This window comes from Povalibacter uvarum, from assembly GCF_014202975.1.
Lineage (GTDB): Bacteria > Pseudomonadota > Gammaproteobacteria > Steroidobacterales > Steroidobacteraceae > Steroidobacter > Steroidobacter uvarum.
Window position 1 is genome coordinate 130,669 of record NZ_JACHHZ010000007.1, and the last position, 15,183, is coordinate 145,851.

The window sequence follows — 15,183 nt, forward strand, 5'->3', positions numbered from 1 at the left end:
GGGCGAAATCCGTCACTCCCGCGAAAGCGGGAGTCCATGCCTTGGGTTCAGATGGACTCCCGCCCGCGCGGGAGTGACGAAGTGCCTCGGCCGGCATCGCGTCCTTCCTGAAACCGCCGTCACAGTTTCCACGTGTGCAGCCGCATGCGTGCCGGACTGTGCGGCAGGTCCGTTCTGCTTTGAAAGGCAGGTCGGTAGTCTCGACACCTGTTCAATCTGAAAGGTGTTCGAGATGAAGTCTGTGTTCCTGGGTCTCGCGGTTGCCGCCCTTTCGTTTGCTTCGGTCGTCGAAGCCGGAACGAATGGAACCTATGTCATGGAAGGCGGTGCCTACACGATCGATGTGGAGTTCGTCGCGGGCGGCCTGCAGATCGTCGAGCCGAACAAGACCTCGCTCTACACCTCGGCGGGACAGAACGAGTTTCAGTTCACCAACCCCACCAACGGCATCACCTACGGACTGCGCGTCATCGACGACAACACGATCGAAGCTTTCAAGCCCGGCAGCGGTCAGCCCGCGACGACGCTGAAGCGCGCGGCCGCCAGCTTCGGTGGCGGAGAGTCGAATGCAGATGCCGCGAAGTACGAGGCACTTGGTTCGAAGTATGCTGAGCTCACCGCAAGCGACCCCGACAACGTGCATGTCTGGTCCGCGTGCGGCGCGGCTGCGCTCGGCTGGGCCAACATGCCTGCCGATCAGGCGAAAGACATGGCGAGGCAGAGCGCCACGCTGCTGAAGTCCATCATGGTGGACATGTCCAGCTCACCGTGCCCCGAGGTGATTCCGAACGACGTCTGGTAGCACGCATCCTCCGTCACTCCCGCGCAAGCGGGAGTCCATTCCTCTCTGCTGCTCACTTCTCCGGGAACTTGAAGCCCAGATAAGTGCCGGCGCTGATTCCCATCAGCGTCAGCAGCGTGGGGCTGAACGTCGGCATGCTCAACTCGATGAGCACTGACGAAGCGAAGATGATGCCGAGGACGACGGTCCACACGACGACCTGAAAGCGATGCAGCCCCATGTTGCCCGCTGAGTCGCTCAGGATGTCTCGCAACAAGCCACGTGTCTGAGGTGCTGCAACGACGCCGTTCAGCAGATTGTTGGCCTCGGCGAGTTTGGCGTTGACGACCCCCAGTTCCGATTGCGCGTCCGTGAGTTGCTTCTGCGCGGCCGCGTCCGTGGGTGCGGCGGTAACCGCGGCCGAAGCGCTGGCGACCTTGGCTGACGCGTTCTGTTGGGCAGCCTGCAGAGCCAGGCGATCGCTGGCGGCTTGCGTGAGTGCCGCAGTGCCACTCGTATTCGCATTGATCAGGACGGCGCTCAAGCCCGTGCCGGCGCTGATGCCCATCAACACCAGCAGGGATTCGGTGATGGCATCGCGATCACCGCTGATCAGCCAGATGAAGACGTAGCCGAAGAGGATGAGCAGGAACCACCACGCCATCTGGCAGCGGCCGAGACTGTATGGCGCGGGACGCGGAGCGTCGCGCAGCAGATCTCGCTTGATGACGAGCCACCCGAAGGTGAATACCACGGCGATCATGACGCCGGCCCAGAGCCATGCGTACCATTCCCACTTGATCACCGACAGCGTGAAGGTTGATCCCTTCGCTGGCTCCGCAACGCCTCCGGCCACGCCAACGCTCGCGATGACCTCGCGATAGTGATTCGAGAAGGGATCTCTCAGGAGTGCCGACCAGACCCGCTTGTTCTCCGCGTGATTCGAGTTGCGTTCCAGTCGAAACCGCAGTGTCCCTCCTTCCCGGTCCTTCGCTTCCGCGGCGATGCCGGTGTCGACGCCATCGAGAAACAGTGTGACCTGCTTCGGTTGCCTCTGCGCATGGTCCAGATAAGCCCCCAGGTCTCCCGAGACGCTGATCACGACCTCGTCGCCCAGGCTCGCGCAGCGCGCTGCCGGGCATTTCTTCTGTGTCGTCACCGTCTTGATTCCGGACACGCTGATCTTCGGCGCGGCCGTGCTGAGTGCTTGCGTCGGTGCGGCCGGCGGATCGTCTGCTGCGATCACGCAGTGAGCAGTGGCGAGACCAAGGAGCATGAGACTCGCTACGAACGCACGCATCAAAGATCCCCTGTGCAGGTCGGCGCCAAGTGGCCGTCCTTGCCATCTGTAGCCACCGCGGTTTCCTTCGCACCTGAAGCATCGATCGTCGCGGATCAAATCGTGACCGCCTCTCTTGACGTCGAATCGGCGGTCGGGGATCGTCGCGCCCGGACCGGAGCCGAATGTCCGGTCAACGAAACAACAACGGCATCTCAGCGGAAGACACAATATGAAGAAAACCTGCCTGGCGGGATTGCTGCTTGCCATGAGTTCGATGGCGGCTGCCGGCGAAGTCGAGCACGGCTTCTATATCGGCGGCGCGATCGGCCAATCGTCACTCGAGCTCGAAGACGCCGATTCGACGGTTGATTTCAACGGCGACGATACGGCGTACAAGCTGATCGCCGGCTATCGCATCATCGACTGGGTTGCCGTCGAAGCGAGCTACTCGAACTTCGGCAAACCAAACGACGAGATCTTTGGTATCGAGACCGAAGGCGACTTCAGCGCCCTTGCGATAGAGGCTGTCGGTTTGCTGCCGCTCGGTTCCTTCGACCTGTTTGCGAAAGGAGGAATCGCGGCCTGGGAAGGGACGTTGCGCGCCGAAGACATCGATGTCTCGGTGAGCGAGGACAACGTCGACATCAAGTTCGGCTTCGGGGCTCAGTATCGCATCGGCGGTCTCGCCCTGCGCGCCGAGTACGAAGCAGTGCTGCTGGGATTCGACGATGATGGCGACGACGAAGCCGACGGCGATGATTGGGTCGACATGGTGTCGCTGGGGCTGACTTACACGTTCTGACGACTCGCGGCACGGATGCCGCTTTCACTCCTCGGTGCGATTCGTGCTTTCGCGGTCGCGCTCGTAGTGCTTGCGCAGCGGAAACGGCGGCAACCAGGATTCACGACGAACGGTCCATAGCTCGTAAGTGGGTTGCAGCTGATCAGGTGCATCCAGCGAGCCCAGGTGCACTTCAACTTCATCCGCGCTGCGTGAAAAGACGGGCGAGCCGCAGCGCGGGCAGAAGAATCGCCCGGCGTAGTCGCGAGTTTCACCTTCGATCGTCACGGCGTCCTGAGGAAATACAGCGGACGCATGGAACAGGGCGCCGTGGTGTTTGCGACAGTCGAGGCAATGACAGATGCCGACGCGGAAGGGACGCCCCCTCGCGACGACGCGGACGTTGCCGCACACGCAGCCGCCAGTGAATGAGTCCATGCTACATCTCCTCTGATATCGACCGTCGTGTAACAAGTTCAATCGACGCTTGATTCTTCCTGTCTCGCGGCCGCGTCAGATTGCAAGTTTTCCGTGCCGGCGCATTCTGCGCGCGAACGCGTCATTCGCAGCGGACATTAGAACACGCGTTCCGGGAGTCCATTCTTACCATCAGCGTCGTAGCGGTCACAGGGCCGTTGCCGCGAGCGGCCGGAGGATATTCGTATGAAATCCCTGGTTCCGGATCCTCGTGGAATTTTTCTGTCGGGAGGCTCAGGGCGCAAGCGGTTGCTGGCCCTGACGCTCATTGCCTTGATCGGACTCGATGGCGGTCTTGCGCAGGCGGATCATCAGCGAGATCGGTTTCAGCGCGCCGGCTCCATGCAGCGCGAACTGGACGCGACAGCCGATCGCGACCAGTACAGCGAAGCACCGAGAGGTTTCGACAATCGCACCAACGGCTTCAACGTGCAGGGGCCGGCGTTCGATACGCTCAACGAAGACAACGTCGTGCCCTTGCGATCGTTCAACGACAATCGCTTCATCTTCGAGGAAGTGGAGAAAGCTGCGGATGGTCTGGGCCCGACCTACAACGCGCAGAGCTGTAGCGAGTGCCATCAGAACGTAGTAACCGGCGGCGCCAGCCAGATCGCGGAACATCGCACCGGCCGCTTGAACGGCGATGTGTTCTTCGAGTCGCTCGGCGGATCGTTGATTCACTCGCGCGGCACGCATCCCGACATCGTCGAGCGCGTCGCCTTCGAAGACGACGTCCGCACGTTCCGCATCTCCACCAATACCCTGGGCGCGGGGTTCGTCGAATGCGTAGCGAACGAGACGCTGCTCGCCATTCGCGATGCCCAGCCGGCGGCGATGCGGGGCACGGCGTTGACGGTTCCGGTCCTCGAAGCGCCGGGCACGACTCGCATCGGTCGCTTCGGCTGGAAGAGCCAGCACGCCAGTCTCGAATCGTTCTCGGCCGACGCCTATCTCAACGAGATGGGGATCACGAGCCCTCTGTTCCCTGAAGAGAACACGTCCAGCGGTCGATTCGTCGGCGTCGGTTCGGGTTTCGACGCTGTGGCGGACCCGGAGGATGACGGTGTCGATATCGTGGCCTTCGCGAACTTCATGCGCTCGACCAAGGCGCCGTCGCGCGGTGCGATCACAGCGAACGTGGTCAGCGGCGAACGATTGTTCAACCAGGTAGGGTGCAACACGTGCCACGTCGCAACGCTTCGCACGTCGAGGCCCGGTACGCGCATCAACGGCGGAAAGTTCACGGTGCCGACGGCGCTTGGCAACAAGCTGATCCATCCGTACAGCGACTTCCTGCTGCACGACATCGGCACGGGGGACGGGATTCCGTTCCTGCCGACGCCGGAGTTTGCAGGGACGGCTCCGCAGATTCGCACCGCACCGCTCTGGGCACTGCGAACGCGCAATCGACTGATGCACGACGGGCTGTCGTTCACGAAGCAGGAAGCGATTCGGCGCCATGCTGGACAGGCATCCGCCGTGACGGAACGCTACAACGCGCTGTCATCGGCGGAGCAGGCGCTCGTACTGACGTTCCTCGATTCTCTGTAGGCGCTCGAGGGCAGGAGCGGGGCAGATCCATTCCCGATGAAGAGGTGGATCTGTCCCGGGCGGTGCAGCAGACCTTAGTGAAATTCCCGGCGCGGCATTCCACGATCCCAGGATTGGCGGTACCAGCGCAATGTCGCGCGGCCAACACGGAGAGTCGCATGAACATCCGAAGCTGCACGTACGCGTCGCTGCTCGCCATTGCGCTCGCCGGTATCGCTCACTCGCAGGAGGCGCCTCGCTACTTCCTCGTCGAACTGCCGACGCTGGACGAGTTCTCATTCACCTATCCGCTCGATATCAATGACAACGCCCGCATCGTAGGGACGGTGGAAACGTACAGCGAGAACGCACTGCAACCGAAGCTCAGCGCTGTGCAATGGGATCCATGGTTCGGCCTGCGCAAGCTGCGCGGCCTGCCTGATGCGCAGTTCAGCCAGAGCGTGGCCGTCAATCGCTGGGGCCAGATCACCGGCTACGTCTCGTTCGATCCCGGCCTGCATCCGTTCTTCTACGATCAGCATCGCGGATTCGTCGACATGAACGTGGATGACGTGACGCAGGTCATCCGCCCCAACGCGATCAACGATCGTGGTGCCATTGCTGGCCAGCTCGTGGTCGACGGAATCCAGGCGGGATTCACCTGGGATCGCCGCAACGGGCTGCGCAACCTGCGGGATGTCTTTGGTTTGACCGGCCACTTCGACGTGGTTGCCATGAACAATGCAGGCCAGCTCACGGGTGAGATCTATCAGCCCGCGACAGCAACCTGGGAAGCTTACTTCTACGATCCGTTGACCGGCTTCGAGCAAACAGGCGATCTGCCAGATGCAGCGGGTGGCGGTAATTATCCTGCAGACATCGATTCACGGGGCGTGGTTGTCGGAAACAGTCTGGATCGCAATTTTCGCTCGCGCATGTTCCTGTGGACGCATGCGGGCGGCATTCGTCCGATCGGGAATCCGGATCAGAGCCTGACGGCCTGGGCTATGAATGATCGCGGTACGGTCGTTGGTTTCCGCGATGAGTTCTCCGACTTTCACGGCATCGCATGGAATGAGCGTGACGGTGTGATCGATCTCGAAACCGCCATCGTCAATCCGCCGGTCTATCCTGCGCCCATACCCCAGTTCACGTTCTTTCCCGAAGGCATCAACAACGCCGGTTGCATCGTAGGCTCACCGGCTTCGCTGCTGATCCCGGTTCGCAACCTGCGGCGTCTCGTACCGCGCAATCGACCGATCGATGCCACGCTGGAGCTCGCGCCTTGGCAGATGCAGCTTGCATGCACGGCGCTGATTGTCCGTTGAGCGACGGTTGAGGGGAATAGACGAATGCCGGATCAGCGTTCCCGGTGGTGACTGGGACGGACCTGCCCCGGCTTCAAGAATGCAAGCGGCTGCCGCTATAGACCTCAGACGTACCCATGGGAATCCGTGGCCTGTGAAACGCTGCAGTTTGCTCCTGGCAGTCCTCGGCGCTGCCCTCCCTTCAGCCGCCCATCCGGCTGTGCGCTCCACGACGTTCGTCGTCGGCGTGACGGTCACCAGCGAATGCACGTCTACGGCCGGTTCACGCACGCTCACGATGCGTTGTTCTGCCGGTACTCCCTATAAGGTCATCCTCACCTCCGGTCACACGCTGGCGGAAAGCAGCGTTGAATTTTCCGGTCGCGGCGATGGCATCCCCCAAACACTAACTATCGGCATCGACGATCCCGCCGTCGCGACGATCAGCGCCCTCATCTATTACTGAGGCGACCGAAGCCATCGGGCGATTCCCTTCATACGGATGTCGGAGCCCCGGTTCGCCTGCCAGACTCAGGGCACTGCGTGCGCCAGGAGACCGCCATGCTTCCTTTGCGTCTGCTTCACTGCTCTTTCGGAGTCGCGCTGCTCGTTGCATCGTCCGCGGCCCAGCCCGCCACGCAAACGGCAAATTTCAACGTCACTGTTTCAATCCAGAGCCAATGTCTGATCTCAGCGACCAATCTCAGCTTCGGCAGCCAGGCAGTCACGCTCGGCGGTGAGGTCACGCAAACCGACAACAACTCGACGATCACCGTGACGTGCACGCTCGGTGCCTCCTATGCTGTCGCTCTCGATGCGGGCACCGGTACAGGCTCCACGATAACCGACCGCAAGATGTCCAGTGGCACCAACACGCTGAGTTACCAGCTGTACGCCAATGCTGCACGAACGTCGATCTGGGCCGACGGCAGCGGCGGGTCACAGACCGTTGGTGGAACGGGCACCGGCGTGCCCGTCGCATTGACTGTCTATGGGCGGCTGGCGGGGCAATCGGCCACCGCACCCGGGGACTACGCAAGCGTGGTCACGGCCACGATCACCTATTGATCGAGGGAACCGAGATGTTGCGGATGAATATTCTGCGGTCGGTGCTCATTGTAATGGCGCTCGCGGTCGAGTCCGCTTCGGCGGCTTCCCTGTTCGTGCGTCCAACGACGGTCATTCTCGCCCAGGGAAATTCTGCAGCCATCGTGACGCTGACCAACAGCGGGACGGCGCCCGTGACGGCGCAGTTACGTACCTTCGCATGGGATCAGTCGGGCAACGAGGACCAGCTCACGGCGACTACGGCTATCGTGGCCAGCCCGCCGATGATGACGATCGCCGCAGGCCAGAGTCAGACGGTGCGGCTGGTGCGCGTAGCGAAGTCGCGGGCTTCGCGGGAGGAAAGCTACCGGTTACTGGTCGATGAGATTCCCGACCGGGCGGCGGGCGATGCGGGGTCAAACGTGCAGATCCAGCTGCGATATTCGGTGCCGGTGTTCGTCATTCCCAACCCGAAGAGCCTGGCGAAGCTCTCGGTCACTGCCGAAGTAAGCGACACCGTTCTCGTGTTCGACGCGGTCAACAGCGGCAAATCGCATGCGCAGATCAGCAACGTGGTCCTGGGATACGCTGATGGTTCATCGCATGTCGTAGGGCAGGGGCTGGTCGGTTACGTACTGCCCGACAAGAATCGCCAATGGAAACTGGCACTGCCTGAAGATCTCGCGGCGAGGGGCAAACCGCAGCAGGTGCGAGCCACCGTGAACGGCAAGGAGATGGCTGTGACGCTGTAGAGCGTCGTCGAGCAGAACGTTGGTGCCCGTAACGCGAGGATGGCATCGACTCCGGGCCCCGGAGGCTCGTCTCGGATGCAGAGTGCATGTCGTGCACGCGCGATACCCCGAGGCTCGTTCGATTGGGCGTTGCTGCTTCTGGGCAGGGCTAGTTGCGATGGCCATCGCATCGGTACCGGCAAGCACACTCGCGCAATCCGGTGCAGCCGCGCTGGCCACCGAAACACTCTACTTGCAGGTCTTCGTCAACGGTTTCGACAAGCAACTCATCGTGCGCGTCGATCGCGAGGGAGACACGCTCTACATCAGCGGCGACGATCTCGACGCCATTGGCATTCCACCGGACGCCCTGTCTGCTGGAGTCGGCGGGATCGCATTGCGCAATGTGCCCGGCCTGACGTATCGATATCGCGCTCTGGAGCAAAGGCTGGACCTCACCATCGACCCGGGCAAGTTGCGGGCGCAGCTGTTGGGATCGAGCGCGCATGAGACCGTCGAGCCGAGTTCCGACTACGGACTGGCGCTCGACTATGCGATCCAGGTCCAGGACGAGACGATCACCTTGACCGAACGGCTTCAGCGTCAGCGCGCACCCCTGGTCGAGAGTCGATATGGACGCCTGCCCGTGCAGTCGCAGAGCGACGTGGCGGAGGCCTACGAGGTGAACAACGAGAATGCGACGCTCGGAGTCGAGCTCCGCTTCTTCGGTCCGTTCGGTTTGATCTCCACCGACGGTCACGCGGTGATGGACTCGGACGAGTACAGGCACATACGGGACGAGAGTTTCTGGACCTATTCGGAAGTCGGTTCGCTGCGCACCTACACCGTCGGCGACTACATCAGCTCATCGCTGGACTGGTCACGCGCCATCAGGCTCGGCGGTGCCCGCGTCTCGCGCAACTTTGAGCTTCGTCCCGATCTGGTGACCTTTCCGCTGCCGGCACTCGGCGGCACGGCAGTAGTGCCCACGACGGTGGACATGTACGTCAACGGGATTCGCCAGTTCAGCGGCCAAAGCAATCCAGGTCCCTTCCAGTTCTCCGATCCGCCGTCGCTGACCGGAGCGGGCCTGGTTTCTATCGTCTATCAGGATGCGTTCGGGCGCGAGCTCACGTTCACGCGGCCGTTGTACGTCGATAGCCGGATGCTCGAGACTGGCCTGAGCGACTATGCGGCGGAGGTCGGGTATCCGCGGAGGAATTTCGGTTCAAGTTCATCCGACTACGCGCAAGATCCGGTGGGCGTCGGTTCGCTGCGATACGGTGTCAACGACGGCCTGACACTGGAGGGTCATACGGAGCTGGCGCGCGGCCTGAGCAACGGCGGCGCAGGACTGTTGGTAGCCCTCGGCCAGTACGGTGTGCTGAGCGCGGCGGCAGCATTCAGCGACGGTGGCGGGACGCTCACGAGCCTCGGCTATCAATTCATCGCGCCGCAATGGAGCTTCGACATATATGACAGGCGCGCACGCGAAGGTTACCGCGATCTGGGCACCCTGGAGGGTGTGCCAGTGCCCGATCGCCTTACGCGCGCGGGCCTCACACTTTCCTTTGCGCAGACGCAGTCGCTTACATTCACCTATGCGCGACAGCAGGCTTCGGCAACGGGCGGCTCACGCATCGCATCCGTGGGCTACAGTGCGAGCTGGTTCAGTTCCCGCTTGAGCCTCTTCGTCAACGCTTTCGAGGATCTCGACCTCGATGATTCCGGCGGTGTCTATCTCGGCGCGAACTACAGCTTCGACAACCGCGTCAGCATCGACACCAGTTTCAGCCGCTATGGCGATGAGCGTACCGCGACCGTCGGCGCAAGCCGGCCGGTGGACTACGACCTGGGCGGCTTTGGCTGGAAGGTGGCCGCTGAAGCTGGCAACGAGAGCTACCGGCGTGGCGCAGGCCGGCTCGACTATCGCGGCCGGTACGGCGACTGGACGGCATTTGCGCAGCGGGTGCAAAGCGAGGGTTCGGAGTACACGCAGAGCGGGCTGTTCGGCACCGGCTCGTTCGTGTACATGGGCGGCGAGTTGTTCGCATCGCGTGCCATCTACGATGGCTTTGCCCTGGTGTCGACCGACGGACAACCCGATGTGCCGGTGTTGCGCGAGAACCGGTTGCTCGGGCGGACGAATCGGCGCGGCTATCTGCTCGTCAACGATTTGCCGGCGTATCGCACCAGTCGCCTGGCCATTGATCCGCTGACGCTGCCTGTCGACATGAGTGTTGCGAAGGAAAGTATCTATGCCAATCCGGAATCGCGCGCTGGCGTGCTCGTGGAGTTCACGCTCGACCGCTACCGGGGTGCCACAGCGATCATCGTCGACGAAGATGGCAGTCCCTTGCCCGCAGGCACGCGTGCGACGCTCGACACCGGAGAGTCCGCGCTGATCGGCTTCGATGGCCAGGTGTTCTTTCCTGTCCTGCAGCCGATGAATCGCCTGCGCGTGGATACGGACGATGGCAACTGCATCGCCGAAGTCCCTTTCGACGAGCGGCAGGCGATGCAAACGATCGGCCCGTTCGTTTGCACTCCAGTGTCTGCGCCATGAGGCACCTGTGCTTCAAAGCCCTTGCGGTCCTTGCGCTATGCGCAAGCAGTTCCGGAGTTGTTGCGGAGCCCTACTGCTCTCTCGGGACGTCGAATATCGACTTCGGCTCCGTGGGGGCTAACGGCAGCAGCGTCATTGGCGTCATGAACATCACGTGCAGCAACGTGGTGCTGCCGAGTATCCGGGTATGCGTCTCGCTCGGCTCGTCCCTGTACTTCAGCGGACAGCAGCGCTACATGATCGGACCGTCCGGAACCGCCGGCCCCGTGCTCAACTACAACGTCTACGCGGACAGCAATCACACGCAGATATGGGGAGAGGCGCAGTATCAGGTTGCAATCGACGTGCCGCTGCTGTGGCCCGGCGGCGGGCAGGTCCAACGCTCCTATTACTCGAAGGTGCCGCCAGGACAGTCGGTGCCACCGGGCTACTACTGGAGCAAGTTTCCATACGATGCCAGCGGCGGATCGTATCGCGCTATCGAGCACAACGGCGCGGCTCCCGACTGCATGACTGTGACTACGGCGCCCAACTATTTCGAGTTCGGCGTTACTGCGACCGCGACTGCGCAGTGCGTGGTCTCCGCCACCTCACTCAGCTTTGGTACGACCGGCAATCTGGCATCCGCACTGAACGCCAGCAGCGGCATCTCAATCACTTGTCCCCAGAGCGTGCCGTACAACGTTTCTCTCAATGCCGGGCAGGGTAGCGGTGCCAGTGTCGCTGAGCGCAGGCTCACTCGTGTGAGCGGCACCGAAACGCTCGCTTACCGGCTCTACAGCGACAGTTCTCGCAGCACGCTATGGGGAGATGGCAGCGCCGGCACGAGCAAGGTGAACGGCACTGGGACGAACGGCGTTCAGACACACACTGTCTACGGAACACTTCTCGCGCAGCCGGTTGCTGCCGCAGGCGACTATCGCGACATGGTGACGGTTACCGTGACGTACTGATTCATCGGCGAAGTGGAAGCGGGACTAAGGCTTGATCGCCGCCACCACGCGCTTCACGAACTCCGCCTCGTTGCCTGAGTGCCAGCGCCACACTACCACCAGGTCCTGCTCGGGCAGGATCGTGATTGTGTTGCTGCCCGCGCCGCGCGCGCCGTATGCCGTCGTCGGCAGATCCGGATAGTTCTTGCCCTGCGTGTTCAGCCACCAGAGATAGCCGTAGTCAGGCCCGTGGTCGCTCGGGGTGAGGGCGGCTTTCACGAATGCCGAAGGCACGATCTGTTTCTCGTCCCATTTGCCGCCGCGAAGCCAGAGATAGCCGAAGCGGGCCATGTCCTGGGCGTTGATCCACACACCTCCGCCCCAGCGCGTGCCGCCGGAGACTGATGCGAGCTGGCGGCCGTCGATCTCGACGAAACTGTTGTGATATGGAATCCAGCGCCAGGTGTTCGATGCGCCGATAGGGTCCATCACTTCGCGACGGAACACAGTCGGGACGCTTTGTTTGAACGTGCGCAGGAGCGACAGGCCGAAGCGGTTGATGCGCACGTCGTTGTATTCGTAGAACGTGCCCGGTGGCCGGATCTCGCGCGGCTTGCGCTCACCTTCGCCAAACGCCGCCTTGCCGATGAAGTCGTCCTTCTTGCCGAACATCGTTCCCTGCCATTCGCTTTCCTGCTGCAGGTGCATCTTCCACGTCACGAGTGCGTTGTGCGCGGAATCGTAGCCGCCATCCTTCACGGTCTTGCCGACCGGTTCATCGAGGCTGGAAATCCTGCCGTCGCGGACGCCGATCGCAGCCACTGTCGACATCATGCTCTTGGCGGCGGAGTAGGTCGGGTCGACCCATGTCGTGTCGCCGAACTCCGCGACTACGTAACCCTTGTAGATGACGATGCCGTTGGTCCTGGCGCGGATGTCCGGCACTGAACCGAGCATCGAGCCGAAGATGCGTTCCTGGTCGCTGAAATCCATTTCCCGTGTCGACTCGCGCGTCTTCGCGAACGCCACCGCGGAATCGAGTGCGGCCTGATCCATGCCGAGCTCGCTGGCCGATTTCTTTGCCCAACTCCCTGCCGGGGGGTAATAGACGGCCGACGCCGGTTGCGCGGCACGCGCGTCGTCATGGAAGGTGGTGAGCAAAGCGCTGAGCATCAGCGCGCAAGCTGCCAGCGGCAGGCTGAATTTCATGAGATGTTCTCCCGCCGCGGTGATCAGCGGCGTGCGGCACTTTACACCGACGGTCTGTCCACGGCGCAATGGCCGTGCGCCGGCTCAGGGTCAGTGCGTCGTCAGCGCGACCGCTAGTACGATCAGCTGCCGGACACCCGGGACGATGCTGTTCGCTTCGGCGTTCTCTTCCATCTGGTGCGGATTGCTGAACAGCACACCGCCGGCGGCGATCGCGGGAATGCCGAGGCTGATGGCGATGTTGGCGTCGGTCGAGCCGAGATCCATCGGAATGACAGGCGGCGATCCCGGTTTACGGAAATGGTTGAATGTCCCGATGGCTGTCTGCACGAGGGGATGATTCAGTCGTTGTTCTTTGGTCAGCGCTTTCGAGTAGTCCTCCGCGGCCACCGTCTGTTCGATCCGGAACCCCACGCGCTGTTCGTCGGCAACGCGACGTCCAGCTTCGACGATCGCCGCGCGCAGGCGTTCCTGCGTCGACGAATCCGCAGAGCGCAGATCGACGGTGAACCACGCTTCGGCGGGAATCGCGTTGAGCACGGTTCCTCCGCCGAGCATGCCGACATTGATTGTCGGCAACCGGATGCCGCCGATTCCTTCGATGCGTTCGGGAAGCGCAATGTCGTAGACCGCTTCGATCGCCTTGGCCATCGCTTTGGCCGCGGTCGGTTCATCGCGGCTGAAGAGAGTGTGAACCGAAGGCGAGGTGAATATCAGCTTCACCATCTCGATCCGCAGCGCGCCGTACCAGATCTCGTTCGAAGGGGCATCGAGCGCGACGAACATGTCGGGCTTGTACCCGCTGTGATGCAGCCAGTGCTTGGCGCCTTTGAGTCCGATCTCTTCCTGGGTGGAGGCGACGAGGATCAGATCACCCTTCGTCTTGATGCCGCCCCGATTCAGCGCCCGGAACAGTTCGAGCATTGCGACGACGTTGCCCGTGTCGTCACCGACTCCGGGTGCCCGCAACAGGTTGCCGTCGCGCTTCACCTTCAGGTCTGTCGTCGCGGGGAAAACCGTATCCGTGTGGGCGACGAACGCGACCGACGCCCCGCCGCCGGTCCCCTTGCGCACTCCGCTGACGTTCAGCATCTCATCGACACGAACGTCCGTGAGGCCGAGCTTCTCGACTTCGGCGCGTACGTATTCAGCGCGCGCGCGTTCCTGGCCGGAGGGCGCAGGCATTTCCGTGAGCCGGACCCATTCGTCGACGATCGTTCTCTCATCCAGCGAAGACAGCGCCTTGCGTACGTCCGGACGATTCAGCAGCGCTTCGGTGAACCAGTTGGATTCTGCTTGCAGAGGGGACGCAGCCAGCAGCAGGAGCGAGGTGATCAGAGTGCGCATGTGGGTCAGCATAGCATCTCACTCCCCGGTCTCACCGAGCGTCACCGTCGCTGACTTCCGCGAGCCGCTGCGTTCATAGGCGAGGTCGAGCGAGCTGCCGGGCGCCAGGCGCCTGATCAATCGGACCAGGTCTGATGAAGAGTGAATGGGTTCGCCTGCTGCCTGCACGATGACATCCTCCGCCCGGAGTCCCGCGCGATCCGCCGCTGATCCTTTCGTCACAGCAGCAATCATGACTCCGCGCAGCCCGGGCTCTGCTTCAGATTCCTCTTGCAGCATGACGCCAAGGCTCGCACGCTTCACGCGGCCGAACGCTGCCAGATCGCTGACCACTTGCTGCGCTTCGGATTGGGTGACCGCGATACTGATCGCCGAGTTGGACGGATTCGCATAGATGGACATCGCCACCGCGATGACTCGACCCTTGCTGTCGAGCAGCGGCCCTCCCGCGAATCCGAAAGGAAATGCCACATCGGTCATTAGCATGTCGCGTGAGTCGAACTGCTCGACGCCTCGCGCGAACCCGGAAATGATCCCTGAGGTCACGACCCTGCCGAGATCGCCGACCTGGCCCAGACCGAACGCGACGTCGCCGACCTTCAGCGCATTCGAGTCCCCCCACTGAAGGGCCTTCAGTCCCCGAACGTCCTTGACCCGCAGCAGGGCGATGTCGGTGACCTCGTCGCGACCCGCGATCTCTGCTTCGGTCTGGCGGCCGTCATCGAATCGGACAGTCACGCTGACTGCATCGTTGAGCAGGAAGCTGGCGGTGACGATCAGGCCCCGCTCGGCATCGATGATGAAACCCGCGCCGGCTTGCCGGGACTCTCTGGCGGACGGTGACCTCGATCCAAAGAGTTTCCTGAACTCATCCGGGACTTCCGGCTCCGTGCGAGAGCTCTTCACAGACACGCCGACTATCGAAGCCAGGGCGGGCTCGACGTATCCGGCATAACTCAGCACGCCCCGGCTCGTATCCTGCGGGGCACTGCCGGCTACTGATTGAGCAGCGGCGGAATGGATGAATACGATCAGGAGCGCGCACGCGCCACCAACGAAGCGTAACGGAGTGTGCTTGCGCAAGAGGATTCTCCCGGCCGAGGTTTCTTGTCGTTCTGATTGCCATCTAAGGTGACATGCCGCCCGGCCCGACGCCAGCGCCGCGGCTGGCGCCGATAGAAATCACCGACGGT

The 15,183-nt window shown here is 62.4% G+C and carries 14 protein-coding genes; 9 read left to right on the top strand and 5 right to left on the bottom strand.

Annotated elements, in window-relative coordinates:
• Nucleotides 1-232: 232 nt before the first annotated feature.
• Entirely contained in the window at nucleotides 233-802 is a 570-nt protein-coding gene (locus HNQ60_RS25725) for a hypothetical protein (protein ID WP_184335669.1), read from the top strand.
• Nucleotides 803-854: 52 nt separating this feature from the next.
• Here the strand turns inward: HNQ60_RS25725 and HNQ60_RS25730 are convergent, their stop codons facing one another.
• The gene (locus HNQ60_RS25730; RefSeq protein WP_184335670.1) at nucleotides 855-2,081 is read right to left on the bottom strand and encodes a hypothetical protein; all 1,227 of its coding nucleotides are present in this window, start codon (nucleotides 2,079-2,081) and stop codon (nucleotides 855-857) included.
• A gap of 211 nt (nucleotides 2,082-2,292) precedes the next feature.
• Here HNQ60_RS25730 and HNQ60_RS25735 point away from each other — a divergent pair, with 211 nt between their 5' ends.
• A complete protein-coding gene (locus HNQ60_RS25735) occupies nucleotides 2,293-2,865 on the top strand; it encodes a porin family protein (RefSeq protein WP_184335671.1) in 573 nt (190 codons plus the stop codon).
• A gap of 24 nt (nucleotides 2,866-2,889) precedes the next feature.
• Here HNQ60_RS25735 and HNQ60_RS25740 read toward each other — a convergent pair whose 3' ends face one another.
• A complete protein-coding gene (locus HNQ60_RS25740) occupies nucleotides 2,890-3,282 on the bottom strand; it encodes a GFA family protein (RefSeq protein WP_184335672.1) in 393 nt (130 codons plus the stop codon).
• A 225-nt stretch (nucleotides 3,283-3,507) separates the two neighbouring features.
• Between HNQ60_RS25740 and HNQ60_RS25745 the strand changes: the two genes are divergently transcribed.
• The 7 genes from HNQ60_RS25745 (at nucleotide 3,508) to HNQ60_RS25775 (ending at nucleotide 11,455) form a co-directional block, all read left to right on the top strand.
• Nucleotides 3,508-4,872 carry a di-heme oxidoredictase family protein gene (locus tag HNQ60_RS25745; protein ID WP_184335673.1) on the top strand — a complete coding sequence of 455 codons (1,365 nt, stop codon included), beginning with the start codon at nucleotides 3,508-3,510 and terminating at the stop codon, nucleotides 4,870-4,872.
• Nucleotides 4,873-5,030: 158 nt separating this feature from the next.
• Nucleotides 5,031-6,179, top strand: a complete 1,149-nt coding sequence (locus HNQ60_RS25750) for a hypothetical protein (protein WP_184335674.1) — start codon at nucleotides 5,031-5,033, stop codon at nucleotides 6,177-6,179.
• Nucleotides 6,180-6,378: 199 nt separating this feature from the next.
• Nucleotides 6,379-6,624, top strand: a complete 246-nt coding sequence (locus HNQ60_RS25755) for a hypothetical protein (RefSeq protein WP_184335675.1) — start codon at nucleotides 6,379-6,381, stop codon at nucleotides 6,622-6,624.
• 95 nt (nucleotides 6,625-6,719) lie between these two features.
• Nucleotides 6,720-7,226, top strand: coding sequence for a Csu type fimbrial protein (locus HNQ60_RS25760; protein WP_184335676.1), 507 nt, complete (start codon nucleotides 6,720-6,722; stop codon nucleotides 7,224-7,226).
• Nucleotides 7,227-7,249: 23 nt separating this feature from the next.
• Nucleotides 7,250-7,957: a fimbrial biogenesis chaperone gene (locus HNQ60_RS25765; RefSeq protein WP_184335677.1), complete on the top strand. Its 708-nt coding sequence runs from the start codon at nucleotides 7,250-7,252 to the stop codon at nucleotides 7,955-7,957.
• A 157-nt stretch (nucleotides 7,958-8,114) separates the two neighbouring features.
• Complete coding sequence (locus HNQ60_RS25770) at nucleotides 8,115-10,502, top strand: fimbria/pilus outer membrane usher protein (RefSeq protein ID WP_184335678.1); 2,388 nt, start codon at nucleotides 8,115-8,117, stop codon at nucleotides 10,500-10,502.
• The gene (locus HNQ60_RS25775; RefSeq protein WP_184335679.1) at nucleotides 10,499-11,455 is read left to right on the top strand and encodes a Csu type fimbrial protein; all 957 of its coding nucleotides are present in this window, start codon (nucleotides 10,499-10,501) and stop codon (nucleotides 11,453-11,455) included. The genes HNQ60_RS25770 and HNQ60_RS25775 overlap by 4 nt, the downstream gene beginning before the upstream one ends.
• A gap of 24 nt (nucleotides 11,456-11,479) precedes the next feature.
• On the opposite strand, the gene HNQ60_RS25780 is transcribed toward HNQ60_RS25775, so the two are convergent.
• The 3 genes from HNQ60_RS25780 to HNQ60_RS25790 all read right to left on the bottom strand — a co-directional run bounded on the left by HNQ60_RS25780 (nucleotide 11,480) and on the right by HNQ60_RS25790 (nucleotide 14,953).
• On the bottom strand, nucleotides 11,480-12,643 hold the full coding sequence (locus tag HNQ60_RS25780) for a serine hydrolase domain-containing protein (RefSeq protein ID WP_221304465.1): 1,164 nt from the start codon (nucleotides 12,641-12,643) through the stop codon (nucleotides 11,480-11,482).
• A 90-nt stretch (nucleotides 12,644-12,733) separates the two neighbouring features.
• Nucleotides 12,734-14,002 (bottom strand): M20 family metallopeptidase, encoded by a 1,269-nt coding sequence (locus tag HNQ60_RS25785; RefSeq protein WP_221304466.1) that lies wholly within the window; start codon nucleotides 14,000-14,002, stop codon nucleotides 12,734-12,736.
• A gap of 6 nt (nucleotides 14,003-14,008) precedes the next feature.
• Entirely contained in the window at nucleotides 14,009-14,953 is a 945-nt protein-coding gene (locus tag HNQ60_RS25790; protein WP_184335681.1) for a S1C family serine protease, read from the bottom strand.
• Nucleotides 14,954-15,183 lie beyond the last annotated feature (230 nt).

What these genes read in the sequence shown, in the direction of transcription:
- HNQ60_RS25775 (WP_184335679.1), top strand. Translation starts at nt 10,499, where the DNA reads ATGAGGCACCTGTGCTTCAAAGCCCTTGCGGTCCTTGCGCTATGCGCA.
- HNQ60_RS25725 (WP_184335669.1), top strand. Translation starts at nt 233, where the DNA reads ATGAAGTCTGTGTTCCTGGGTCTCGCGGTTGCCGCCCTTTCGTTTGCT.
- HNQ60_RS25770 (WP_184335678.1), top strand. Translation starts at nt 8,115, where the DNA reads ATGGCCATCGCATCGGTACCGGCAAGCACACTCGCGCAATCCGGTGCA.
- HNQ60_RS25745 (WP_184335673.1), top strand. Translation starts at nt 3,508, where the DNA reads ATGAAATCCCTGGTTCCGGATCCTCGTGGAATTTTTCTGTCGGGAGGC.
- HNQ60_RS25750 (WP_184335674.1), top strand. Translation starts at nt 5,031, where the DNA reads ATGAACATCCGAAGCTGCACGTACGCGTCGCTGCTCGCCATTGCGCTC.
- HNQ60_RS25785 (WP_221304466.1), bottom strand. Translation starts at nt 14,002, where the DNA reads ATGCTGACCCACATGCGCACTCTGATCACCTCGCTCCTGCTGCTGGCT.
- HNQ60_RS25735 (WP_184335671.1), top strand. Translation starts at nt 2,293, where the DNA reads ATGAAGAAAACCTGCCTGGCGGGATTGCTGCTTGCCATGAGTTCGATG.
- HNQ60_RS25740 (WP_184335672.1), bottom strand. Translation starts at nt 3,282, where the DNA reads ATGGACTCATTCACTGGCGGCTGCGTGTGCGGCAACGTCCGCGTCGTC.
- HNQ60_RS25780 (WP_221304465.1), bottom strand. Translation starts at nt 12,643, where the DNA reads ATGAAATTCAGCCTGCCGCTGGCAGCTTGCGCGCTGATGCTCAGCGCT.
- HNQ60_RS25760 (WP_184335676.1), top strand. Translation starts at nt 6,720, where the DNA reads ATGCTTCCTTTGCGTCTGCTTCACTGCTCTTTCGGAGTCGCGCTGCTC.
- HNQ60_RS25765 (WP_184335677.1), top strand. Translation starts at nt 7,250, where the DNA reads ATGAATATTCTGCGGTCGGTGCTCATTGTAATGGCGCTCGCGGTCGAG.
- HNQ60_RS25730 (WP_184335670.1), bottom strand. Translation starts at nt 2,081, where the DNA reads ATGCGTGCGTTCGTAGCGAGTCTCATGCTCCTTGGTCTCGCCACTGCT.